Source organism: Roseateles depolymerans, from assembly GCF_003387155.1.
GTDB classification, from domain to species: domain Bacteria; phylum Pseudomonadota; class Gammaproteobacteria; order Burkholderiales; family Burkholderiaceae_C; genus Roseateles; species Roseateles depolymerans.
The window spans coordinates 437,777-459,471 of the sequence record NZ_QUMT01000001.1; the positions used below are offsets into that span (position 1 = coordinate 437,777).

Here is a 21,695-nt window from a genome sequence, read left to right on the forward strand (position 1 = left end):
GCATGCCGGCATGTCCGCTCCCCACCAACTCATCCTGTTCGAGCTGTCCATCCAAAGCAGCTACCTGAACAACACCGAAGCCCCGGCCACGGAAGACGCCTTCGACACCATCCAGTTCTTCGCCGCCGAAGGCCGGGCCTGGCGCATCAAGACCTTCGCCACCGACCAGGACGTGCACATCTGGGAGCTGGGTGCGGACGCTGTCGAGGACCTGGTCGAGCTGGCGGTCGGCGACACCGAAGCCCATTACGGCGATGTGCTGGAGGCCGGCTATGTGATGGCGTCCGAGACGGGCCTGGACGGACTGCGCGCCGAGCTCGATGCCCGGGAGCTGCCGGTGAACCTGAAAGAGACCTCCTTCGGCGCCGTGTTCTGGACGCCGCCTGGCTCGCAGTACCGTACGCAGTCGCGGCCGTCGGAGTAGGCCGACCGCTGGACGACCGGCAGGTCGGCGAGGTGGGGAAGGCCTTAGCCGGCCTATAGTTGCCGCCATCAACGACGCCCATGGCGGACCACCGCCCCTCTGGAGACTTGCCCATGACATCCCAGTCGATCACCGACGTGACCTTCGAGAACATCCTGGTGGAGATCGTCGGCAGCGGCGACCGCAAGACCGGTCTGATCCGCCTGAACCGGCCCAAGCAGCTCAATGCGCTGAGCGATCCGCTGATGGACGAGCTGGGCCGTGCGCTGCTGGCCTTCGATGCCGACGACGGCATCGGCTGCATCGTGCTGACCGGCAGCGAGCGCGCATTTGCCGCCGGCGCGGACATCCCCACCATGGCGCCGCACACCTTCATGAGCGCCTTCAAGAGCGGCCTGATCTCCAAGAACTGGGAAACCATCCTGCAGGTGCGCAAGCCGGTGATCGGGGCGGTGGCTGGCTTTGCGCTGGGCGGCGGTTGCGAGCTGGCCATGATGTGCGACTTCATCATCGCCGCCGACACGGCCCGCTTCGGCCAGCCGGAGATCAAGCTGGGCATCATCCCCGGCGCGGGGGGCACCCAGCGTCTGCCGCGTGCGGTCAGCAAGAGCAAGGCCATGGACATGCTGCTCACCGCCCGGATGATGGATGCGGCCGAGGCCGAGCGGGCCGGGCTGGTGTCCCGCGTGGTGCCGGCTGATCAGCTCATGAGCGAAGCGCTGGCGGCGGCGGAGACCATCAATGGTTTCAGCGGTCCGTCCACCATGCTCATCAAGGAACTGGTCAATCTGGCCTACCAGGGCCCGCTGACCGATGGCGTGGCCGTGGAGCGACGCTACTTCCACGCCCTGTTCGGCAGCGACGACCAGCGCGAGGGCATGGACGCCTTCCTGGCCAAACGGGCGCCGTCCTTCAAGCACCGCTGATCCGACGCACCGGGCGGACCTGACGCGCCCGGTGCCTGGCGCACTGGGCGGAGTAGGCGCGCTAGGCGGAGTAGGCGCGCTAGGCGGCGTTGGCGGCCCCGGCGGACCCGGCGCGGCCCCGGCGGGCATGGCCCACCTGATCCTTGACGTCCGCCGGTATCACGCTCCGCCCGGCCGGGCGATTGTTGACGATCCGTGAACGGATCTTTCCACCGCGGCTAGTGTTTCCCCTAGGGGGCGGCGCCTACAGTTCAATCCATGGACGACGCAAGGAGTGCGGAGTCCGGATGAACACCCGAGAGGAACCGCCATGAACAAGTTTTCCGCCACCGCTCTGATCGCCGCTGCCCTGCTGAGCACCGGTGCCGCCTTTGCTGCTGACACCACCACCGCCCCGGCGGCCAAGACCCGCGCCGAAGTGCTGGCCGAGCTGCAAGCCGCCCGTGAATCCGGCGAAATCGCCGCCCTGAGCGCCGAGCAAGCCGGCGTGGGCGCCCTGAGCAACGGCGTCAGCGGCCCGTCCGCCAGCCAGATCGCCGCCAAGAAGGCTGCCGACAAGGCTGCCGTGGCCAAGAAGGGCGCTGCGTCGGAAGGCGTCGCCAGCAAGTAAGCCGGCGCTCACAGCGCAACTGGAGCGCGCTCACCGGTCGGTCACCGGTCACAGGCGCCGCCCGAAGACGCTGCCACCCGCCCAAAAAAGAAAAAGCCGCTGAGGTTCGCCTCAGCGGCTTTTTTGTGGACCTTTGCGGACCGTTCCGACCAGGGTGCAGCTGGGCTGCGCAGCCCGGGGCGGACCCGGTTCAGACCTGCTTCAAACCTGCTTTAGACCCGCCTTAGACCCGCTTCAGCGCCGGGAACAGGATGATGTCGCGGATGGACGGGCTGTCCGTGATCAGCATCATCAGACGGTCGATGCCGATGCCGCAGCCGCCGGTGGGGGGCATGCCGTATTCCAGCGCACGGATGAAGTCGGCGTCAAAGAACATCGCTTCCTCGTCGCCAGCGTCCTTGTTGGCCACCTGGGCCTGGAAGCGGGCCGCCTGGTCTTCGGCGTCGTTCAGCTCGGAGAAGCCGTTGGCGTATTCACGACCTGTGATGAACAGCTCGAAGCGCTCGGTAATTGCCGGGTTGGCGTCCGATGCGCGGGCCAGCGGGGATACCTCCACCGGATAGTCGATGATGAACGTCGGCTCCCAGAGCTTTTCTTCCACCACGGCTTCGAACATGCCGAATTGCAGCTCCGGCAGGCTCCAGTGCTTGGGGGCTTCCTCTCCGTGGTGCTTGAGCTTGTCGCGCAGCACGGCGGCGTCGTCCGCCTCGGCGGCCGTCAGGCCCCCGTGTGCGATCAGCGAGTCCCGCACCGACAGGCGGGCGAAGGGCTTTTCCAGGTCCACCGGCTTGCCGGCGTAGCTGACCACGGCGCTGCCGGTGGCCGCACGCGCGGCATGACGCAGCACTTCCTCGGTGAAGTCCATGAGCTCGTGATGCGTCCAGTAGGCCGCATAGAACTCCATCATGGTGAATTCAGGGTTGTGCCGGACGCTGATGCCTTCGTTGCGGAAGTTGCGGTTGATCTCGAACACCCGCTCGAAACCGCCCACCACCAGCCGCTTCAGATACAGCTCCGGGGCGATGCGCAGGAACATTTCCTGGTCCAGCGCGTTGTGGTGGGTGACGAACGGGCGGGCATTGGCGCCGCCCGGGATCGGGTGCAGCATCGGCGTTTCGACTTCCAGGAAGCCGTTGTCCACCATGAAGCTGCGGATGGACGACACCGCCTTGGAGCGGGCCACGAAGCGGTCCCGGGCCTTGTCGTCGGTGATCAGGTCGACATAACGCTGGCGGTACTTCTGCTCCTGGTCCTGCATGCCGTGGAACTTGTCCGGCAGCGGGCGCAGGCTCTTGGTCAGCAGGCGCAGCGTGGTCACCTTCACCGACAGCTCGCCGGTGCGGGTGCGGAACAGCGTGCCTTCGGCGCCCAGGATGTCACCCAGGTCCATGTGCTTGAAGGCGTTGTAGACCTCCTCGCCCAGCGCGTCCTTGGAGAGGAACAGCTGGATGCGGCCGGTGGCGTCCTGCAGCGTGGCGAAACTCGCCTTGCCCATGATGCGCTTGAGCATCATCCGGCCGGCGACGCTGACCGGGACGGCCTTGGGCTCCAGCGTCTCGTTCGGCTCCTCGCCGTACTGCGACTGCAGCGGCTGGGCACGGTGCTGGGGCTTGAAATCGTTCGGGAAGGCGGCTTTGCCCTCAGCCTTGGCCTTGGCGCGGATGCCGGCGAGTTTCTCGCGGCGCTCGGCGATCAGTTGGTTCTCGTCTTGGGCAGGCTGGGCCTGTGCATCGGGCGCGGGGGAGGGGGCGTGGGGCTGGCTCATCATGAACTCGTTGAAGCTGGCGGCATTTTAAGTGGTCATAGGCCCTTAAAATTTGCCGCTTGGCCCGTCCGTCGGCATTTGGTCGCCTGGCGGGCCCCTTGATGGACTGTTCCAGACCCCGGAAGGGTCTGTTTCGATCTTGTTCGTGCGTGCCTGGCGCTGTCGTCGCAGGCGTGCGCGGTATTCGTCGCGTTGTGGCGTCGCGTTGTGTCGTCGATTGTGCTGTTTATGCCTCAGTTCCCCATCCTGGACCGCAAGATCCGTGTCGCCCTGGTCGGCTGTGGCCGCATCTCCAAGAATCACCTGGAAGCGCTGGGCCGCCATCAGGACCGGGCCGAACTGGTCGCCGTCTGCGACAACCGCCCCGAAGCGCTGACCGAGGCCATGGCCCAGACCGGCGTGCCGGGCTTCGACTCGCTCGACGCCTTGCTGGCCGGCAGCAACGCCGATCTGGTGGTGCTCTCCACCCCCAGCGGGCTGCATGCCCAGCAGGCCATCACCGCCGCCCGGGCCGGCCGTCATGTGCTGAGCGAAAAGCCCATGGCCACCAAGTTCGACGAAGGCCAGGCCATGGTGCGCGCCTGCCGGGATGCGGGCGTGAAGCTGTTCGTGGTCAAGCAGAACCGCCTCAATGCCACGGTGCAACTGGTGAAAAAGGCGCTGGACCAGGGCCGCTTCGGCCGCATCTTCATGAGCACCGTCAATGTGTTCTGGACCCGCCCGCAGAGCTATTACGACGCTGCCCGCTGGCGCGGCCGCTGGGACATGGACGGCGGCGCCTTCATGAACCAGGCCAGCCACTATGTGGACCTGCTGGACTGGCTGGTCGGCCCGGTGGACAACGTGCATGCCTACACCGGCACGCTCGCCCGCGACATCGAGGCCGAGGACACCGGCGTGATGAGCCTGCGCCTGCGCCACGGGGGCCTGGCCAGCATCAACGTCACCATGCTGACCTATCCGCAGAATCTCGAGGGCTCGATCACCATCCTGGGGGAGAAGGGCACCGTCAAGATCGGCGGCACGGCGGTCAACAAGATCGAGCACTGGGCCTTCGACACGCCCCATCCCGACGACGAGCTGGTGAAAAACGCCAGCTACGAGACCACCAGCGTCTACGGCTTCGGCCATGCCGCCTACTACGACAACGTCCTGCAGACCCTGCGCGGTGAAGCCCACGCCCAGGTGGACGGCTACGAAGGCCTGCGCTCGCTGGAGCTGCTGATCGCCTGCTACCGCAGCGCCCGCGACGGCCAGCGGGTCGGCCTGCCGCTGGTGTTCTGAGTCATGAGCTTCTGGAAGCATGAATCGGCCGTGGTGGATGACGGCGCGCAGATCGGCGAGAACACCAAGGTCTGGCATTTCAGCCACGTCTGCGCGGGAGCGCGCATCGGCGCGGACTGCTCGCTGGGGCAGGGCGTGTTCGTCGGCAATGACGTGAGCATCGGCCGCAATGTGAAGATCCAGAACAACGTGTCGGTCTACGACGCGGTCACGCTGGAGGACGATGTCTTCTGCGGCCCGTCCATGGTCTTCACCAATGTCTACAACCCCCGCTCGGCCGTCCCGCGCAAGAACGAATACCGCCGCACGCTGGTGCGCCGCGGCGCGACGCTGGGGGCCAACTGCACCATCGTCTGCGGCACCACGCTGGGTGAATATTCGTTTGTCGGCGCCGGCGCGGTGGTCAAGGGCGATGTGCCGCCCCATGCGCTGATGGTGGGCGTGCCCGCCCGCCAGATCGGGTGGATGAGCCGCCACGGCGAAAAACTCGACCTCCCGGTGTCCGGCGAGGGCCGCGCCACCTGCCCCGGCAGCGGCGAGGTGTACGAACTCAACAAGGACGGCCTGCACCGGGTGCAGCCGCTGGAGCCCCAGGCATGAGCCTTCCTTTCATCGATCTCAAGTCGCAGTACGCCGCGCTCAAGACCTCCATCGACGCCCGCATCCAGGCGGTGCTGGACCATGGCCAGTACATCATGGGGCCGGAGGTGCAGGAGCTGGAGCACAAGCTGGCGGCTTTTGTCGGCGTGAAGCACTGCATCACCGTGGCCAGCGGCACCGAGGCGCTGCTGATCGCGCTGATGGCGCTGGACCTGCAGCCCGGCGACGAGGTCATCACCTCCCCGTTCACTTTCGCCGCCACGGCGGAGGTGATCGTGCTGCTGGGCGGCGTGCCGGTGTTTGTCGACATCGAGCCCGACACCTGCAACATCGACGCCCGCCTGATTGAAGCGGCCATCACGCCGCGGACGCGGGCCATCATGCCGGTCAGCCTGTATGGGCAGGTGCCGGACATGGACGCCATCAATGCCATCGCGGCGCGGCATGGCCACATCCCCGTCATCGAGGACGCGGCGCAGAGCTTTGGGGCCAGCTATCGCGGTGGTGCATCGGCTGGTCCGACGGCTGGTGCGACGACTGGTGCATCGGCAGGCGCAGGCGCCCAAGCCTCCGCCCCGTCCTCCGCCGTGTCAGCTGCTCAGTCACCTGCACAGTCACCCACTTCCGCGCGCCGCTCCTGCGGCCTCTCCACCTGGGGCGCCACCAGCTTCTTCCCCAGCAAGCCGCTGGGCTGCTATGGGGACGGCGGCGCGCTCTTCACCAACGATGACGCCCTGGCCCAGGCCGCCCGCGAGATCCGCGTGCACGGACAAAGCCAGCGCTACACCCACACCCGCGTCGGCGTGGGAGGCCGCATGGACACGCTGCAGTGCGCGGTCGTGCTGGGCAAGCTGGAGCGCTTCGACTGGGAAATCCAGCAGCGCCTGACGCTGGGCGACCGCTACCAGCAGTTGCTGGCCGACCTGCCGCTGCAGCGCCTGGCGGTGCGACCGGACCGGGACTGCGTCTGGGCCCAGTTCACCGTGCAGGTCGATCATCGCGAAGCGGTGATCCAGCACCTGAAGGCGGCCGGCATTCCGACGGCCATCCACTATCCCCGCCCGCTGCATCGCCAGGCGGCCTATGCGGACCGCTGCCGGGTGCCGGCACCACTGCCGCATGCCGAGTCGGCGGCCACGCGGGTGATGAGCCTGCCGATGAGCCCGGACCTGACCGAGGCCCAGCAGGACGAGGTGGTCGCGGCCCTGCGCCTGGCACTGGCCGACACGCAGGGCGCGCCCGCATCCGGGACCCTGACCGCGTCCGCGTCCGTTTCTGCTTCCGCGTCCGCGTCCGGCACGGCAACGCCCCCCACCGCCGCGCCCGTGCGCACCGCCTGATCCCATGCTGCGTGCCACGCTGACCCTGCTGGCCGGCGGCGCCCTGGCGCAGCTGTTGCCGCTGCTGCTGGGGCCGTGGATCACGCGGTTGTATTCGCCGATCGAGTTCGGTCACTTCAGCCTGGTGTGGACGGTGGCGACCAATGTGGCCGTGGTGGGCTGCGCCCGCTATGAATTCGCCCTGCCGCTGGAGAAGGACGTCACCCACGCGGCCCGCCTGATGGCGCTGTGCCTGCGCGTGCTGCTGGCCGTCACCCTGGCCAGTGCGCTGATCGGCTGGGCCTGGGCCACCTGGCAGGACCTGGACCTGGCGCTGTGGCTGGGCCTGGCGGTACTGTCCGGCGCGCTGGCGCAGGCGATGACGATGTGGGCCACCCGCGCCAGCGCCTTCGGTGCGCTGGCCGCGGCACGGCTGGTCCAGTATGGCGGCGCCGCGCTGCTGCAAGTGGCCCTCGGACTGGCGGCCTTCGGCGCCGTCGGGCTGCTGCTGGGCCCGATCCTTGCGGGCCTGGCCGCCGCCGTGTGGCTGGCCACGGTCGCTCGGCCGGTGAACGGCTGGCGGTCGCTCGGTGCGATGAACCTGGCCGATCTTCGCGACATGGCCCGTCGCCACAGGGACTTTCCGCTGCTCAATACCCCGCATGCCTTTGCCGGCGCGCTGCAGGACAGTGTGGCCCTGCTGCTGCTGGCCCGTCTGGCCGGCGACGCCTCTGCTGGCTACTGGGCCCTGGCCCTGCGCTACCTGAAGGCGCCGGCGGGCCTGGTGGGCGGGGCGCTGTCGCAGACCTTGTATCCGCGTCTGGTGGCGGCCCGGTCTCCGGAAGAAGCACTGCGGCTGGTGCGACAGGCCATGGCGGCGCTGGCGGCCTTCGCCGTGCCGCTGGCGGCGGTGCTGACCGTCTGGGGCCCGTCGCTGTTCTCCTGGGCTTTTGGCGAACGCTGGCAGGATGCCGGCGCACTGGCGCGGGCGCTGGCCCCGTATGTCGCGGTGCATTTCATTGCCTCGCCGCTGTCGGTCACCACCATGGCCTGGCAGGCCCAGCGCTGGGCGCTGCGCCTGGCGCTGGTGGGCCAGGTGGCCTTTGTGGCCGGCCTGTACCTGGGCCTGGTGCAGGGCGGCCTGATCGGCGCGGCCTGGGGCGTCTCGGCCACGATGGCGCTGTACTTCGGTTATTACTTCTGGTCGCTGGCGCACTGGAAACACAAGGACGGACTCTTCGCCACATGAAAGCAAGCCTGCGACGAAGGCTCTGGCAGCCGGTCAAGATGCTGGTTTCGCGCCTGTGGGGCACCCGCATGGTGGGCGGCTTCGTGCGCGGTGACGGCACCTGGCTGCCCCACACGCGCCTGAGCAACACCACCGTCGTCTTTGCCCGCGAGCGCCTGGACGTGGGCGACCATGTGTTCATCGGCCACTTCAGCGTGCTGGATGCGACCTACGGCCTGCGCATCGGCGAGGGCTGCCAGATCGGCTTCTTCACCGGCATCTTCACCCATTCCAGCCATGCGGCCATCCGGCTGTACGGGCGCGAGTACGTGCGTGTGCCGGAGAAAAAGGCCTACTTCACCGCCCCGGTGGACATTGGCGACTACTGCTTCGTCGGCGCCCATGCGACGCTGCTGCCTGGCACACGGCTGGGTCGCGGCTCCATCGTGTCGGCCTACAGCCTGGTGAGCGGGGAACATCCGGACTTCGCCATCCTGGCCGGGCAGCCGGCCAAGGTCGTGGGCGACACCCGCCGCATGGACGAGCGTCTGCTGCGCGAGCATCCGGAGCTGATGCCCTTTTACGAAGCCTGGGCCGGGGGCCTGCCTGGCGCGCTCATGGCGGCGGACGCAGCGGCTGAAACGGTTGCACCGCCGATGCCATCTCCGACCGCGCCCACCTCCACTGCGCGTTCCGGCCCGTCTTCCGCTTCGCCCACCACGCCTTCCTCATCCCCATGAGACTTGTCCTGATCGGTGACGGAGAAAGTCCGCATCTCCTGAAGTGGGCCCGTGCCCTGGTGGACCAGGTCGAGCTCTGGGCCGCCTCCACCCGCGGCTTTGCGCCCGAGTTCAGCTTCCTGATTCCGGAAGACCGCCGCCTGGCCCTGGACACCCGTCCCGACCACGGCGGTGGCAACCTGGCCGTCATCAAGCAGTTGCCCCGCCTGGGCCAGTGGCTGGCCAAGGTCGATGCCGATTGGCTGCATCCCCACTACCTCACCTCCCACGGCACGCTGGCCTGGGCGGCGCGCAAGGGCTGGCGGCTGCGGGCCCGCATCGTGGGCTCCGCCTGGGGCAGCGACATCCTGGTCACGCCCAACCAGGGCTGGGGCTACCGCTGGCTGACGCGCCAGGTGCTGCAGGCCTGCACGCTGACCACCTCCGACTCCGAGCACATGGCGCAGCGCATGCGCGAGCTGGGCGCGGGCGAAGTCATGACCTTCCCGTTCGGACTCGAGGCCCTGCCCAAGCAGAACGTGCGCAAGCAGCCCTGGCTGTTCTACGCCAACCGCGGCCTGGAGCCGATCTACCGCCCGCACCGCGTCATCGAGGCCTTTGCCGTGGTGGCCGCGCAGCAGCCGGCGGCCCGCCTGCTGGTGGCCAACGATGGCTCGCTCCGCGCCGCGCTTGAAGATCAGGTGCGCAGCCTGGGCCTTGCCGATCGTGTTGAATTCCTGGGCCGGCTCGATGCCGTCGCGCAAGGTCGCCACTACGCCCACGCCCGCTGGTTTTTGAGCCTGCCGGAGAGTGATTCGGTCTCCGTCTCGGTGATCGAGGCCATGGCCCATGAATGTCTGCCGGTGCTGTCCGACCTGCCCGCCAACCACGAGTTGCTGGGCGAGGGGCGCCACGGCTTGATCCTGTCCGACCAGGACGCGCTGACGGGCCTGCCGGCGCGTCTGGACGCCCTGGTGAACGATGCCCACATCGATGCGATGGGCGCGGCCAACCGGGCCTGGGTGGCGCACAACGCCCTCTTCGGCCCGGCGGTGAAGCGCTTCGTGGCTCGACTCAACGCCCTATGAAGCTGCTTCTCATCAATCATTACGCCGGCTCGCCCAAGCACGGCATGGAATTCCGCCCCTTCTACCTGGCCCGCGAGTGGGTGAGGGCGGGGCATCAGGTGCTGATCCTGGGGGCGTCCTACTCCCACGTGCGCACGCTGCAGCCGGACCCGGGCAGCGCACAGCTCAGTGGCGTCTCCTACCACTTCTACGACACGCCCGAGTACGAGGGCAACGGCTTCGGCAGGGTCAAGAACATCTGGTCCTTCTGCCGGCAGGTCTGGAAGGACGCGGACATTCTGGCGCGGGAATTCGAGCCGGATGTGGTGATCGCCTCCAGCACCTATCCGATGGATGTGTGGGTGGCGCGACGCGTGGCGCGGCTGGCAAAGGCCAAGCTGGTCTACGAGGTGCACGACCTGTGGCCGCTCTCTCCGATCGAGCTGTCGGGCATGTCGCCCCGGCATCCGTTCGCGATGCTGTGCCAGAAGGCGGAGAACGACGCCTACCGGGATGCGGACGTGGTCGTGTCCATGCTGCCCAAGGTGCATCAGCACATGGCCGCGCACGGCCTGGACCTGAAGAAGCTGCACATCGTCCCCAACGGCATCACGCTGGATGAATGGCAGGGGCGCGGCGAGCCGCTGGATGCGGCCATCCAGGCGCACCTGGCCACGCAGCGGGCCGCGGGCCGCACGGTGGTGGGATATGCCGGCTCCATGGGACAGCCCAATGCGCTGGATGTGCTGCTGGATGCGGCCAAGCGGCTCAAGGACAGCCCGATGGCCTTTGTGCTGGTGGGCGGCGGCCATGAGCGGGCGCGGCTGGAGGCCCGCGTGCGGGACGAGGGCCTGACCCATGTGAGCCTGTTCCCGCCGGTGCCCAAGGCCCAGATCCCGACGCTGCTGCAGGGCTTCGACATCGCCTACATCGGCTGGCAGCGCACGCCCATCTATCGTTTCGGCATCGCGCCCAACAAGCTGATGGACTACATGATGGCGCAGCGCCCGGTGCTGCATTCGGTCGACGCCGGCAACGATCCGGTGGCTGAAGCCGGTGCCGGCCTGACTGTTCCGCCGCAGGATCCTCAGGCCGTGGCCGACGGCCTGCGCCAGTTGGCCAGCCTGCCGGCCGCGCAGCGTGAGATCATGGGCCGCAACGGGCGGGACTTCGTAATGAAGCATCACACCTATCCGGTGCTGGCGCAGCGCTTCATCGAGGCGGTGTCGGGGTGAGGGCGGCTTGAAGTCCGTCATCACTCCCGCCGATCACGCTCGCATCCGGCCGCAGTCGTCGCTCGTTTCGCCTTAGCCACCCATCCACCCGCCCCCCATGCCCCAGGATCAGGAACTCCAGGCCATTGCCCAGCGGTATGCCCGGCGCGAAGAGCGCCTGGGCGGGCTTGAACGCTACAGCCTGCTGCGGCCGGAGGTCTGGCAGATGCTGCATGAGCGGCAGGCCCAGCAGTTGCGGCTGCTGGCAGCGCGGGCCGGCCGCCTCGGCCCCGTGGCCGACTGGCGCCTGACCGAGGTGGGCTGCGGCGCCGGTGGCAACCTGATGGACATGCTGCGCATCGGCCTGCGGCCGGAGCACCTGACCGGCATCGAACTGCTGCCGGAGCGCTTTGAAGCCGCCCGGGCCACGCTGCCGGGCGCCGTGCGCCTGCTGGCCGGCGATGCGTCTCAGGCCGACATCGAGGCGGGCAGCCAGCATCTGGTCATGCAGTCCACCGTGTTCTCGTCCATCCTGGACGACGCCCTGCAGCAGCGGCTGGCGCAAGCCATGTGGCGCTGGGTCCGGCCGGGGGGCGCGGTGCTCTGGTATGACTTCATCGTCGACAATCCGCGCAATCCGGATGTGCGGGGCGTTCCGGTGCGGCGGATGCGTGCGCTGTTTCCGCAGGGACAGGCCACGATCCGGCGGGTGACGCTGGCGCCGCCGCTGGCGCGCGCGGCCTGCCGGCTGCATCCGGCCACTTACCGCATGCTCAACCTGGTGCCGCTGCTGCGCACCCATGTCCTGGCCCTTATCGAGAAACCGGCCGATCCCACGGCCTGACCGTCTCCAACACCGATTCCAACCATGACTGAGAAACTCCCCTTCCTGCCCTTCGCACTGCCCGAGATCGGCGAGGAAGAGATTGCCGAAGTGGTGGACACCCTGCGCAGCGGCTGGGTGACGACCGGCCCCAAGGCCAAGCGCTTCGAGCAGGCCTTTGCCGAATTCCTGGGAGAGCCGCAGATCGAATGCGTGGCGGTGAACTCGGCCACCGCGGGCCTGCACCTGGCGCTCGAAGCCCTGGGCATCGGCCCTGGCGACGAGGTGATCACCACCACCCACACCTTCACCGCCACCGCCGAGGTGGTGCGCTACCTGGGCGCGGACGTGGTGCTGGTGGACATCGACCCCAAGACGCTGAACATCGCCATCGACCAGATCGAGGCGGCCATTACGCCGCGTACCCGGGCCATCATCCCGGTGCACTATGCGGGCTTGGCGGTGGACATGCTGTCGCTGCTGGACATTGCCCGCAAGCACGGGCTGAAGGTGGTGGAAGACGCGGCCCATGCGCTGCCCACCACGCTGGAGAAGGAGCTGATCGGCACCATGGGCAGCAATGCCACCGTGTTCAGCTTCTATGCCAACAAGACCATGACCACCGGCGAGGGCGGCATGCTGGTGACGCGGGATGCGGAACTGGCCAAACGCGCGCGGATCATGCGACTGCACGGCATCAACCGCGACGCCTTCGACCGTTTCACCGCCAAGGTGCCGAGCTGGTATTACGAGATCGTCGCGCCCGGCTTCAAGTACAACCTGACCGATATCGCCGCGGCCCTGGGCCTGCATCAGCTCAAGCGGCTGCCGGCCTTCCAGCAGCGCCGCGAGCAGATCGCGCAGCGCTACTTCGAGGCGCTGGCCGACCTGCCGCTGATCCTGCCGCCGCAGCCGGTGGAAGGGGACACGCACAGCTGGCATCTGTTCGTGCTGCGCCTGTCGGACGAGGCGGAGGTCAGCCGCGATGAATTCATCGAGCGCATGTTTGCCCAGGGCATTGGCTGCAGCGTGCATTACGTGCCCCTGCACCAGCATCCCTACTGGCGCGAGCGCTACGGCCTGACGGCCGAGCGATTCCCGCATTCGCAGAAGGCCTACGAGCGGACCGTGACCATCCCTCTCTACACCGCCATGACCGATGCGGACGTCGAGCGGGTGATTGCCGCGGTGCGCCAGAGCCTGGGTGCCGCTTGAGGCCCGCATGGGAAAGCGACTGTTCGATGTGATCTGTTCCGGCCTGGGCCTGCTGCTGCTCAGCCCGGTGCTGCTGTTGGTGGCGGTGTGGATCAAGCTCGACTCCCCCGGCCCGGTGATGTTCCGCCAGGAGCGGGTGGGGCGCTTTGGCCGGACCTTCCTCATCCACAAGTTCCGCACCATGCGGGTGGATGCGCCCGCGCTGGGGCCGCAGATCACCATCGGCGCGGACCCGCGCATCACCCGCAGCGGCCAGTTCCTGCGCGCCAGCAAGCTGGACGAGCTGCCGCAGTTGTGGGACGTGCTGCGCGGTGCGATGAGCCTGGTGGGGCCGCGGCCGGAGGTGCCGCGTTACGTGGCGCTGTATCCGGCGGACCTGCGCGAGGTGGTGCTGTCGGTGCGGCCGGGCATCACCGATCCGGCGTCGCTGAGCTTTCGCAACGAAAGCGAACTGCTGGCCCGCGCGGCCGACCCCGAGCGCGAGTATGTGGAAGTGGTGATGCCGGCCAAGCTGAGGCTGGCGGCGGACTACGTGCGCCAGGCCAGCCTGGTGACCGATGTGCGACTGATCTTCGCCACGCTGGGCGTGCTGCGCCGATGAACCCTGCAGGCCCTTTCCCCATGAAGCCCCTGGCCTCGACACGAGACTGCTGACGATGAACTGGTTGTCCCTGGATGCCTTCCTGACGCGCATCCGTCCCTATCGCGAGACCCTGGCCCTGGGCCTGGACATGGTGGCGGTGGCGCTGGCGTGGCAGGCGACCTATCTGTTCCGGCTGGGGTTTGAACGCTGGTTCAGCGCGCGGCCCGGGTATGACGGCTGGGTGATGCTGGGTGTGGTCGCGGTGTATGGCTTGCTGCTGTGGCTGCTGCGGGTGCCCAAGGGCATGTGGCGGTTCTCCGGCTTTGGGGAGGTCAAGCGTCTGGCGGCGGTGTGCGTGACGGCGGGCCTGACCGCCGCGGTGGTGGTGCTGATGGCGCAGCTCACGGCGGTGCCACGCGCCGTGCTGGCGCTGCATCCGGTCTTCACGCTGATGGCGCTGGCGATGATGCGCATGGGCTACCGCATGCTCTACGAGCACATGCGCAGCCGCATCAGCGGCAGTGCGCTGGAGCAGCGCCGCGCGCTGGTCATGGGCGCCGGCGATGCGGGCCGGCTGCTGGTGGCCGGCATCCAGCACCAGGCGGGGTGGGTGGTGGTCGGGTATCTGGACGACGCGCCGGAGAAGCGCGGCGCCCGGGTCGGCGGCGTGCCGGTGCTGGGCACCTTGCAGGAGGCGACGCGGTTTGCGGACCTGCACGGCATCACCCATGTGATCGTGGCCATGCCGGCGGCCAGCGCGGTGGAGCGGCGGCGTGCACTGGCCCTGGCCGGCCAGACCTCTCTGCCGGTGCTGACGGTGCCCAGCAGCGAGGAACTGCTGGCCGGCCGGGCAGTGAACCAGGTGCGGGACATCGAGCCCGAAGACCTGCTGGGCCGCGAGCCGGTGCAACTGGATGAGAACGGCATCAGCGACTGCATCAGCGGCAAGACGGTGCTGATCACCGGCGCCGGCGGCTCGATCGGATCGGAGCTGTGCCGGCAGGTGGCGCGTTATGGTCCGTCGCGCCTGGTGCTGCTGGAGCTGAGCGAGTTTGCGCTGTATTCGATCGAGCAGGAGCTGAGCGAGAAATTCCCGCACCTGCCGCTGGTGCGCCTCATCGGCGATGTGAAGGACCTGCCGCATCTGCGCTTCGTGATGCAGAAGCAGCGGCCGCAGGTGGTGTTCCATGCGGCGGCCTACAAGCATGTGCCGCTGATGGAGGAAGAGAACGCCTGGGCGGCCCTGCGCAACAACACGCTGGGGACGTACCACGCCTGCGTGGCGGCCGCTGAAGCGGGGGCGGAGCGGTTTGTGCTGATCAGCACCGACAAGGCGGTGAATCCGACCAATGTGATGGGCGCCACCAAGCGGGCGGCCGAGCTGGTGATCAGCCACATGGCGGCGCAAGGGCACGGCACCAAGTTCATGGCGGTGCGCTTTGGCAATGTGCTGGGGTCCAGCGGCAGCGTGATCCCGAAGTTCAAGGAACAGATTGCCAAGGGCGGCCCGGTGACGGTGACGCACCCGGACATCATCCGCTACTTCATGACGATTCCAGAAGCGGCCCGTCTGGTGCTGCAGGCCGCGGCCATCGGGGAGTCCGGTCAGGTGATGGTGCTGGACATGGGCGATCCGGTGAAGATCGTCGACCTGGCTCGCGACATGATCCGGCTGGCCGGGCGCAGCGAGCAGGACATCGGCATCCGGTTCACCGGGCTGCGGCCGGGGGAGAAGCTCTATGAGGAGCTGATCGCGGATGCGGATACGACCTTGGCGACGCAGGTGCCTCGCGTCCGGATCGCGCGGCTGGGGGACCTGGCGGCGGATGGGGCGGTGGTGGAGTGGGTGAGGGCCGCTGCGGGGGGGCAGGAGTGGTCGAGGGAGACGGTGGTGGAAGGGTTGAAGCGGTTCCTTCCCGAGTACCGAGGTAATGTGTCGGGCGCCTGACTGATAATGACCGGATGATGACGGTCACCAGAAACCGTCACGCATTGCCCGGACGCTCTTCTGAGGTCCCGCGTTTCCTCGGAACTGCCTTCCATGAATCAACCAATCAGCTCAACGGCGGGTTTTGCCGGCGGCGCCAGTGCTGCGCGTTTCCGGAATGTCATCAGCCCTTCGGCCTGGCTCTATGTGGTCGGTCTGAACGTCGCGCTGCAGTTGCCCTTCTGGGTGCTGAAGAACTTCTACAGCTTCCAGCGCCCCATCTTTAATGAAGACCTGATGCTGGCCATTCTGGTCTTTTCCATCAGCGCCCGCCTGGGCTGGTTGGTGCTCGCGGCAGCTCTGTTGGTGGATGTGGTCCGCATCGCATCGCTCAACTACCACTTCCTGAACGTCGCCGACTTTATCGGCTCGGTCCGGTTCCTCAGCATGATGGACCTGGCGCCCTTCGTGACGTGGGCAGCTTTCGCGATGCTCTTCATGGGCGCGCTGTATCTGCTGACGCTGCTGCAGTTGCTCAAACGCTGGCGAGCCCCGATGGCCGCGATCCAGATCGCCTTGATCGCAGGGGTGTTGCTGGCCGACGGCCTGAACGGATCGATGCAAATGGCCGGGATCGGCCAGGACAAGCTGCGTGAGCCGTACAACGTGGGCGGAAGCCCCGTATGGAACCTCTACAAGATGCAGCAGGCAGTGTCGCCGCAAGCGAAGGGCTTGCAGCCGATTCCCTCCCATGCACGGGACAGCATTTTGCAGTGGCACGCGACGCACCCCTCCAGCAGCGTCTTGCTGGTGCTGGTGGAGTCCATGGGGCAGCCGGTCAGCCCGTCACTGAAAGATTGGCTGATGCGGCAGATTCAGTCGCCCGCTTTGTTGCAGCGCTGGACGCTGACGTCGGGCAAGGAGCGATTCTCGGGCTCCACCACGCACGGTGAACTCCGGGTGCTCTGCGGGCTGGACGGCGCTTACGACATGCTGGATACCAACAAAAGCCGCGATTGCCTGCCGCATCAACTTGGCGCTGATCAATTCGTTGCCGTGGGCTATCACGGGTTTCAGCTGTCCATGTTTGACCGAAACCGGTGGTGGGCGGTGGCCGGCTTGCAAGCGCACCACTTCGACTATCAACAGAGCGCGTCCCAGGTCAAGGATTGCCACGCGGTATTCAACGGCATTTGCGACCAGGAGGTGCTCCGTACCGCGCTTCAAACGGTCCAGAAACCTCGGCGCTTGGCTTACGTGGTCACCCTGGACACGCACCTGCCGCTCTCCACGGGCTCGGAGCCGCAGAGTCCGCAACTGGCCGGGTTATGTGCCCGCGCCGAAGTGAGCGCGGCCAGCTGTGCTTTGGTCGGTCAGTTGGGCGCCCTTCTGCGGGGTATGGCCACCCAACTAGAGGACAGCGACGCAACGCCGTATGTCGCCATCGTGGGAGACCATGCGCCGCCCTTCATCCGAACGGAGGACCGTCAGGCATTCCTGGCGCAAGAGGTTCCGTTCATCCTGCTGGAGCCGCGCGACACGCCCCTGCACGAACCAATACCGAAGGCCCCCTGAGGACAGCCAGCCGCCTGAGCCGTCCTCATGGGCACTCGTCACTCGAGGCCGGTGATTTTGATGTCGTTGTTGCAGAGGGTCTTCATGACCATGTGACCGAACATCAGATGGATGTCCTCGCACATCTGCATGTCGAAAGACGGCACCAGGATATGGTGTTTGGCCAGCGGCAGCAGTTTGCCGCCGTCATAGCCCACCACGGCCAGCGTGTCGGCACCATGTGCGTTCGCATACTCCACTGCCTTCACCACGTTGGGCGAATTGCCACTGCCGCTGATGGCGATGACGAGGTCGCCTTCGTCCATCATCGACTTGAGCTGCCCCGCGAATACTTCGTCGTAGGAGAGGTCGTTCGCAAAGGCGGTGATCGCGCCAATGTTGTCGCACAGCGAGATGCCGCGGAACTTCCGGCCAGTGGCCAGATTGATCATCTTGTTCCAGTCGGTGATGTAGTGCGACGCGGTGGATGCGCTGCCGCCGTTGCCACAGGTGAAGATCTTCTTGCCCGCATCGAACTTGCTTCGGATGAGGTCAACGCCCGCCTGGAACTGGTCCAGGTTCATCGAGCTGGCGACCTTCGCATGAGCCGCGAAGTAATTGGCAACGGTGAAGGGAGTAGTCATGAGGATTCGATTCAGGCAGCAGGTTGATAGAACACGATCTGGGCACCTGTACGGTCAAAGTTGAACTTCACCGGCAGCAGATCGGACAACGCGGCGGTAATGGCCGCATGGGTGTGGGGCGGAGCAAAGAACATCATGAAGCCGCCATTGCCGGCGCCCAGCAGCTTGCCGCCAAGCGCGCCGTGGCGCCTTCCCGCTTCGTACCAGCCGTCAATCTGAGGGTCGCTGATACCGGCCGACAACTGGGTCTTCAGACGCCAATTCTCGTCGAGGATGGTCCCAAAGTGGTCGAGCGTTCCCGACTCGAGCTCGGTCTTGAGGTCAAAAGCCAGCTGAACCATGCGGCGCATCAGCGCCTTGCGGTCGGGCAGTGCCAAGGCTTTGGATTGTTGCGCCAGCACCGCGGACGCGCTGCGGGTGCGGCCGGTGAAGAACACGAGCGTCGAATCTTCCAGCGTCTTGAGCAGCGCGGGGCTGCAGATGACCGGGTCTACCGAGACGGCCTCGTCGGGATGGAAGCGGATGAGGTTCAAGCCTCCGAACGCGGCCGCATACTGGTCCTGCTTGCCGATGGGCTCGCCACAGCGGTCAATCTCGATCTCGCAGGCCTGACGCGCCAGCGTCGCCTTGGAGGCGAACTGGTTCTTGTAGGCATACAGCGCATTGAGCAGGCCCACGGTGTAGCTGCTGGACGATCCCAAACCGGAACCCTTGGAGGGAATGTCGGCCATGGACGCGATCTCGATACCACCGGGGATGTCCAGCAGCTGCAAGGCTTCCCGCACCAGCGGATGAGCCACTTGCGCCGGCGTGTCGACCTCCTCGGTCTGGTTGTAGCTCAAGCGAATACGGCCGTCGAACTTGGGGTTGACGGCGATGTACATGTACTTGTCGATGGAGGTCGACAGCACGGCGCCCAGTTCTTCCCGGTAGAAGGCGGGCATGTCACTGCCACCGCCGACGTAGCTCATGCGCAGGGGAGTCTTGCTAAGAATCATGACAGGCTGGTCGTGGTCGAAAGATGATGCGTGGCCTGGCTGGCGCTGGCGCGCACGACCGGGATTTCGTCGCGTTCACGGGAATCCAGGCGATGTTGAAGATCAGCGTCGTTTTCGCCGCGCCACAGGTAGTCGGCACTCAGGCGGGAGCGACGCTCCGTGTCGGGAAGATCCAGGAAGACGCGAACATCCGCCAGGGCATTCAGTTCCGGATCCATCAAGGCAGGAACGCCTTCGACGATCACCAGGTCCTCAGGGCCGATCGACACCTGGCGGCCGGGCAGCACTTCGCGACTTTTCCGCGCATACGTCGGAACCTGCACGAGGTGCCGGACATTGGAAGCCAGGACCGGCAGCAGGGCGGCCTTGAACGCTTGCAGGTCGTAGCGTTGCAGCACGCCACTGCCTTCCACACGCTCGCCGGCTTGACGCAGCCATCCATCCAGGGACAGCACATGCACCGCCGTGCGAGCATCCCGCAGTTGCTCCGCCAGCAGTCGGGCCGTGGACGACTTTCCGGCGCGGGCGGGGCCGGCGATCAACACCAGACGCGCACTGGCCGCGGCGGCACTGACGGGCAGCAGCCGACGGGACAGGGTGGGATGGCCGTCCAGAATCCAATGCACCGCAGCGGAGAGGTCCGGCATGACATAGTCCGCCTCGACGTCGTATTTCGCGTCCAGGCCGGCGTGTCCGGTGCGCACCAGCACGGTCCGAAGGCCTGCGCGTTGCCCGGCCAACAGGTCCCCTGTGGTGTCGCCGATCATCCACGACTGACCCCGGTCAATCGACAGCTCCCGCACGGCGCGATCGATCATGCCGGTGCGCGGCTTGCGGCAGTCACAGTCGATCTTGAGCGCTGGAACTTCGCCGGGGAAGCCTTTGTCCGGATGGTGCGGGCAGAGGTACATCCGGTCCAGGTAGGCCTTGCTGGCTCCGAGTTGATGGTCCAGCACCGCATGGATGCGCTCGAGTTCTGACCAGGTCACGTCCCCTCGCGCCACGACCGGCTGGTTGGTCACCCCCACCGCCAGGACCCCCGCGCGATTGAGACGCCGCACCGCATCCCCCACGCCGGGAATCAACTGGAGTTGGTCGGGGCGGGACAGGTGGTTGACCTCGACATTGAGCGTGCCGTCGCGGTCCAGGAACACTGCCCTGCGCGGGTTGCGACCCGAGAGGCGCTCCGGCAGGCCCGCAGTGATGTCGCGCTCCACTTTGTCCAGGCGCTCCGGCGTGCCCATGTCCTTGATGTATTCCGGCGTGACATGCGCCTGCAGCCGCAGCCCCTTTTCCAGCATCGCCGGGAAGGTGTGCTTGGCAAGATCGGACTTGCGGTCCAGGGGGATGACGCCCGGCAACGCGTCGCGTTCCATCACGTACATCGCCGCATTCACGAGGTTGCGGTAGGCCGCACCGTCGGGATGCGGGTAAGCATGCACCGCCAGGACCCGGCCCTGGTCGTCCACTTCCACCAGGTCCGAGTCGTGCGGATGGTCGTTGGGATGCAGGAGCAGCGTGGCGGCAGCCTCGGCATCGGAGTGATGGCGCCACAGGGCCGAGAGGTCGACATCCGCAAAGGTGTCGCCATACAGCACCAGGAAGCGGCGGTCCATCGCGCCGAGCGCATCAACGAGGGCGCCGGCGGTGCCGCGCGCCTCCCCCTCCACGCAGTAGTGCAGTTCGACCCCGAATGCGCTCCCGTCGCCGAAGTGGGCGCGGATGGTTTCGTGTTCGTAATGCACCAGCAAGGCGATGCGGGTGAAGCCGTGGCGGCGGCACAGCTCGATCTGATGCTGCAGCACGGGACGCCCGTGGATGGGCGCCATCGGCTTGGGCAGATTGCCGGTGCGCACCTTGAGTCGAGTACCCATGCCACCGGCAAGGATGGCCACGGTGCAGGGTCCAGAGGGCTGAGTCATGGGGTGGTCGTAGGACAGGGGCAAGGCCGGTTCAACCTTTTCGAAGCAGCAAGTGGTGGAACACCCGCTCCTGGATGGGGGCCGGGATGATGCGCCAGGTGGCGATGGCCAGCAGACCCAACAGGCGCCGCGGCAGTTGCCGTGTGCTGAAGTTCTTTGTCCGTGCGCGCAGGTTGAATTGCCAGTGCTGGGGATTGCGACGCGTCGACTGCTGGCGGTAGCGCACCAGCACCTCGGTGAGATTGGCAAAGCGTGCGCCCTGGTTGAGCAGACGCAACCACAGGTCCAGGTCTTCCGCAAAGCGGAAGCTCGGATCGTAGGGGCCGGTGCCTCCCAGGACCGCCTTGCGCATCATCACCGTGGGATGGGCGATCGGGGTGGTCGTCTGGAAGCGTCGTTCGATGGTCTTGTGATCCGGCGGGTACTCGCGCACGGCGATGACCCCGCGGTCCGCGCTGAAGATCTCCAGCCCGCCGCCCACGACATCGACATCCGGATGTTGGTCCAGGAAAGCGACCTGGCGTTCCAGGCGTGAAGGCAGACAGATGTCGTCGGAATCGAAGCGGGCGATCAGGGGGGCACGTGCCTGGCTGATGCCCAGGTTCAGACTTGCGGCCAGACCGATGCGGGTGTCCGGATGGATGTAGCGAAAGCGGGCATCGCGCTCACACAGTGCCCGGCAGGTGGCAGCCGCTTCCGGCTTCGTGCTTTCGTCGATTACGAGGCATTCGAAGTCCTTCAGTGTCTGGGCAGCGATGCTGTCAAGACTGGCCGTCATGACCTCGGCGGACTCATTGAAGGCCGGCATCACGACCGTGACGCGGGGCACGGCGCGGAGCTCCGGCGTGGAACGTGTAGTAGACATGGTTTGGC

General features: G+C 66.8%; 20 protein-coding genes. 15 read left to right on the top strand and 5 right to left on the bottom strand.

The genetic code is table 11. The features are described 5' to 3' along the window. Window positions 1-10 precede the first annotated feature (10 nt). The 3 genes from DES44_RS01830 to DES44_RS01840 all read left to right on the top strand — a co-directional run bounded on the left by DES44_RS01830 (window position 11) and on the right by DES44_RS01840 (window position 1,960). Window positions 11-424 carry a hypothetical protein gene (locus tag DES44_RS01830; protein ID WP_058936466.1) on the top strand — a complete coding sequence of 138 codons (414 nt, stop codon included), beginning with the start codon at window positions 11-13 and terminating at the stop codon, window positions 422-424. A 137-nt stretch (window positions 425-561) separates the two neighbouring features. Then, window positions 562-1,350, top strand: a complete 789-nt coding sequence (locus tag DES44_RS01835; RefSeq protein ID WP_058937586.1) for an enoyl-CoA hydratase — start codon at window positions 562-564, stop codon at window positions 1,348-1,350. 310 nt (window positions 1,351-1,660) lie between these two features. Further along, window positions 1,661-1,960 carry a DUF4148 domain-containing protein gene (locus DES44_RS01840; protein ID WP_058936465.1) on the top strand — a complete coding sequence of 100 codons (300 nt, stop codon included), beginning with the start codon at window positions 1,661-1,663 and terminating at the stop codon, window positions 1,958-1,960. A gap of 223 nt (window positions 1,961-2,183) precedes the next feature. Here the strand turns inward: DES44_RS01840 and lysS are convergent, their stop codons facing one another. Next, on the bottom strand, window positions 2,184-3,725 hold the full coding sequence (gene lysS / locus DES44_RS01845; RefSeq protein WP_058937585.1) for a lysine--tRNA ligase: 1,542 nt from the start codon (window positions 3,723-3,725) through the stop codon (window positions 2,184-2,186). Window positions 3,726-3,953: 228 nt separating this feature from the next. On the opposite strand from lysS, the gene DES44_RS01850 reads away from it, so the two are divergent. The 12 genes from DES44_RS01850 (at window position 3,954) to DES44_RS01905 (ending at window position 17,279) form a co-directional block, all read left to right on the top strand. Further along, window positions 3,954-5,009, top strand: coding sequence for a Gfo/Idh/MocA family protein (locus DES44_RS01850; protein ID WP_058937584.1), 1,056 nt, complete (start codon window positions 3,954-3,956; stop codon window positions 5,007-5,009). Window positions 5,010-5,012: 3 nt separating this feature from the next. Continuing rightward, on the top strand, window positions 5,013-5,609 hold the full coding sequence (locus tag DES44_RS01855) for an acyltransferase (RefSeq protein WP_058936464.1): 597 nt from the start codon (window positions 5,013-5,015) through the stop codon (window positions 5,607-5,609). Next, complete coding sequence (locus tag DES44_RS01860) at window positions 5,606-6,949, top strand: DegT/DnrJ/EryC1/StrS family aminotransferase (RefSeq protein WP_083525835.1); 1,344 nt, start codon at window positions 5,606-5,608, stop codon at window positions 6,947-6,949. Before DES44_RS01855 ends, DES44_RS01860 begins: the two co-directional genes overlap by 4 nt. A gap of 4 nt (window positions 6,950-6,953) precedes the next feature. Next, on the top strand, window positions 6,954-8,177 hold the full coding sequence (locus DES44_RS01865; RefSeq protein WP_058936463.1) for a lipopolysaccharide biosynthesis protein: 1,224 nt from the start codon (window positions 6,954-6,956) through the stop codon (window positions 8,175-8,177). Next, on the top strand, window positions 8,174-8,896 hold the full coding sequence (locus DES44_RS01870; RefSeq protein ID WP_083525834.1) for an acyltransferase: 723 nt from the start codon (window positions 8,174-8,176) through the stop codon (window positions 8,894-8,896). Before DES44_RS01865 ends, DES44_RS01870 begins: the two co-directional genes overlap by 4 nt. Beyond that, window positions 8,893-9,963, top strand: a complete 1,071-nt coding sequence (locus DES44_RS01875; RefSeq protein WP_058936462.1) for a glycosyltransferase — start codon at window positions 8,893-8,895, stop codon at window positions 9,961-9,963. The genes DES44_RS01870 and DES44_RS01875 overlap by 4 nt, the downstream gene beginning before the upstream one ends. Then, complete coding sequence (locus DES44_RS01880; RefSeq protein ID WP_058936461.1) at window positions 9,960-11,177, top strand: glycosyltransferase family 4 protein; 1,218 nt, start codon at window positions 9,960-9,962, stop codon at window positions 11,175-11,177. Before DES44_RS01875 ends, DES44_RS01880 begins: the two co-directional genes overlap by 4 nt. Window positions 11,178-11,274: 97 nt before the next feature. Next, window positions 11,275-12,000 carry a class I SAM-dependent methyltransferase gene (locus DES44_RS01885; protein WP_058936460.1) on the top strand — a complete coding sequence of 242 codons (726 nt, stop codon included), beginning with the start codon at window positions 11,275-11,277 and terminating at the stop codon, window positions 11,998-12,000. A 24-nt stretch (window positions 12,001-12,024) separates the two neighbouring features. Continuing rightward, a complete protein-coding gene (locus tag DES44_RS01890; protein ID WP_058936459.1) occupies window positions 12,025-13,194 on the top strand; it encodes a DegT/DnrJ/EryC1/StrS family aminotransferase in 1,170 nt (389 codons plus the stop codon). A 7-nt stretch (window positions 13,195-13,201) separates the two neighbouring features. Continuing rightward, window positions 13,202-13,795, top strand: coding sequence for a sugar transferase (locus tag DES44_RS01895; protein ID WP_058936458.1), 594 nt, complete (start codon window positions 13,202-13,204; stop codon window positions 13,793-13,795). Between the two features lie 55 nt (window positions 13,796-13,850). Further along, window positions 13,851-15,725, top strand: coding sequence for a polysaccharide biosynthesis protein (locus DES44_RS01900; protein WP_058936457.1), 1,875 nt, complete (start codon window positions 13,851-13,853; stop codon window positions 15,723-15,725). A 93-nt stretch (window positions 15,726-15,818) separates the two neighbouring features. Beyond that, window positions 15,819-17,279, top strand: a complete 1,461-nt coding sequence (locus DES44_RS01905; protein WP_058936456.1) for an LTA synthase family protein — start codon at window positions 15,819-15,821, stop codon at window positions 17,277-17,279. Window positions 17,280-17,317: 38 nt separating this feature from the next. Here DES44_RS01905 and DES44_RS01910 read toward each other — a convergent pair whose 3' ends face one another. From DES44_RS01910 to DES44_RS01925, 4 genes are read right to left on the bottom strand one after another with little or no spacing between them, the layout of a single operon-like run. Continuing rightward, entirely contained in the window at window positions 17,318-17,902 is a 585-nt protein-coding gene (locus DES44_RS01910) for a D-sedoheptulose-7-phosphate isomerase (RefSeq protein WP_083525833.1), read from the bottom strand. An 11-nt stretch (window positions 17,903-17,913) separates the two neighbouring features. Continuing rightward, window positions 17,914-18,900, bottom strand: a complete 987-nt coding sequence (locus DES44_RS01915) for a GHMP family kinase ATP-binding protein (protein ID WP_058936455.1) — start codon at window positions 18,898-18,900, stop codon at window positions 17,914-17,916. Then, window positions 18,897-20,822: an HAD-IIIA family hydrolase gene (locus tag DES44_RS01920; RefSeq protein WP_116001266.1), complete on the bottom strand. Its 1,926-nt coding sequence runs from the start codon at window positions 20,820-20,822 to the stop codon at window positions 18,897-18,899. Before DES44_RS01920 ends, DES44_RS01915 begins: the two co-directional genes overlap by 4 nt. A gap of 31 nt (window positions 20,823-20,853) precedes the next feature. Then, entirely contained in the window at window positions 20,854-21,687 is an 834-nt protein-coding gene (locus tag DES44_RS01925; RefSeq protein ID WP_058937582.1) for a glycosyltransferase, read from the bottom strand. Window positions 21,688-21,695: the final 8 nt, after the last annotated feature.

What these genes read in the sequence shown, in the direction of transcription:
- lysS (WP_058937585.1), bottom strand. Translation starts at nt 3,725, where the DNA reads ATGAGCCAGCCCCACGCCCCCTCCCCCGCGCCCGATGCACAGGCCCAG.
- DES44_RS01850 (WP_058937584.1), top strand. Translation starts at nt 3,954, where the DNA reads ATGCCTCAGTTCCCCATCCTGGACCGCAAGATCCGTGTCGCCCTGGTC.
- DES44_RS01880 (WP_058936461.1), top strand. Translation starts at nt 9,960, where the DNA reads ATGAAGCTGCTTCTCATCAATCATTACGCCGGCTCGCCCAAGCACGGC.
- DES44_RS01875 (WP_058936462.1), top strand. Translation starts at nt 8,893, where the DNA reads ATGAGACTTGTCCTGATCGGTGACGGAGAAAGTCCGCATCTCCTGAAG.
- DES44_RS01855 (WP_058936464.1), top strand. Translation starts at nt 5,013, where the DNA reads ATGAGCTTCTGGAAGCATGAATCGGCCGTGGTGGATGACGGCGCGCAG.
- DES44_RS01910 (WP_083525833.1), bottom strand. Translation starts at nt 17,902, where the DNA reads ATGACTACTCCCTTCACCGTTGCCAATTACTTCGCGGCTCATGCGAAG.
- DES44_RS01830 (WP_058936466.1), top strand. Translation starts at nt 11, where the DNA reads ATGTCCGCTCCCCACCAACTCATCCTGTTCGAGCTGTCCATCCAAAGC.
- DES44_RS01905 (WP_058936456.1), top strand. Translation starts at nt 15,819, where the DNA reads ATGAATCAACCAATCAGCTCAACGGCGGGTTTTGCCGGCGGCGCCAGT.
- DES44_RS01925 (WP_058937582.1), bottom strand. Translation starts at nt 21,687, where the DNA reads ATGTCTACTACACGTTCCACGCCGGAGCTCCGCGCCGTGCCCCGCGTC.
- DES44_RS01920 (WP_116001266.1), bottom strand. Translation starts at nt 20,822, where the DNA reads ATGACTCAGCCCTCTGGACCCTGCACCGTGGCCATCCTTGCCGGTGGC.
- DES44_RS01870 (WP_083525834.1), top strand. Translation starts at nt 8,174, where the DNA reads ATGAAAGCAAGCCTGCGACGAAGGCTCTGGCAGCCGGTCAAGATGCTG.
- DES44_RS01900 (WP_058936457.1), top strand. Translation starts at nt 13,851, where the DNA reads ATGAACTGGTTGTCCCTGGATGCCTTCCTGACGCGCATCCGTCCCTAT.
- DES44_RS01890 (WP_058936459.1), top strand. Translation starts at nt 12,025, where the DNA reads ATGACTGAGAAACTCCCCTTCCTGCCCTTCGCACTGCCCGAGATCGGC.
- DES44_RS01865 (WP_058936463.1), top strand. Translation starts at nt 6,954, where the DNA reads ATGCTGCGTGCCACGCTGACCCTGCTGGCCGGCGGCGCCCTGGCGCAG.
- DES44_RS01895 (WP_058936458.1), top strand. Translation starts at nt 13,202, where the DNA reads ATGGGAAAGCGACTGTTCGATGTGATCTGTTCCGGCCTGGGCCTGCTG.
- DES44_RS01840 (WP_058936465.1), top strand. Translation starts at nt 1,661, where the DNA reads ATGAACAAGTTTTCCGCCACCGCTCTGATCGCCGCTGCCCTGCTGAGC.
- DES44_RS01860 (WP_083525835.1), top strand. Translation starts at nt 5,606, where the DNA reads ATGAGCCTTCCTTTCATCGATCTCAAGTCGCAGTACGCCGCGCTCAAG.
- DES44_RS01915 (WP_058936455.1), bottom strand. Translation starts at nt 18,900, where the DNA reads ATGATTCTTAGCAAGACTCCCCTGCGCATGAGCTACGTCGGCGGTGGC.
- DES44_RS01885 (WP_058936460.1), top strand. Translation starts at nt 11,275, where the DNA reads ATGCCCCAGGATCAGGAACTCCAGGCCATTGCCCAGCGGTATGCCCGG.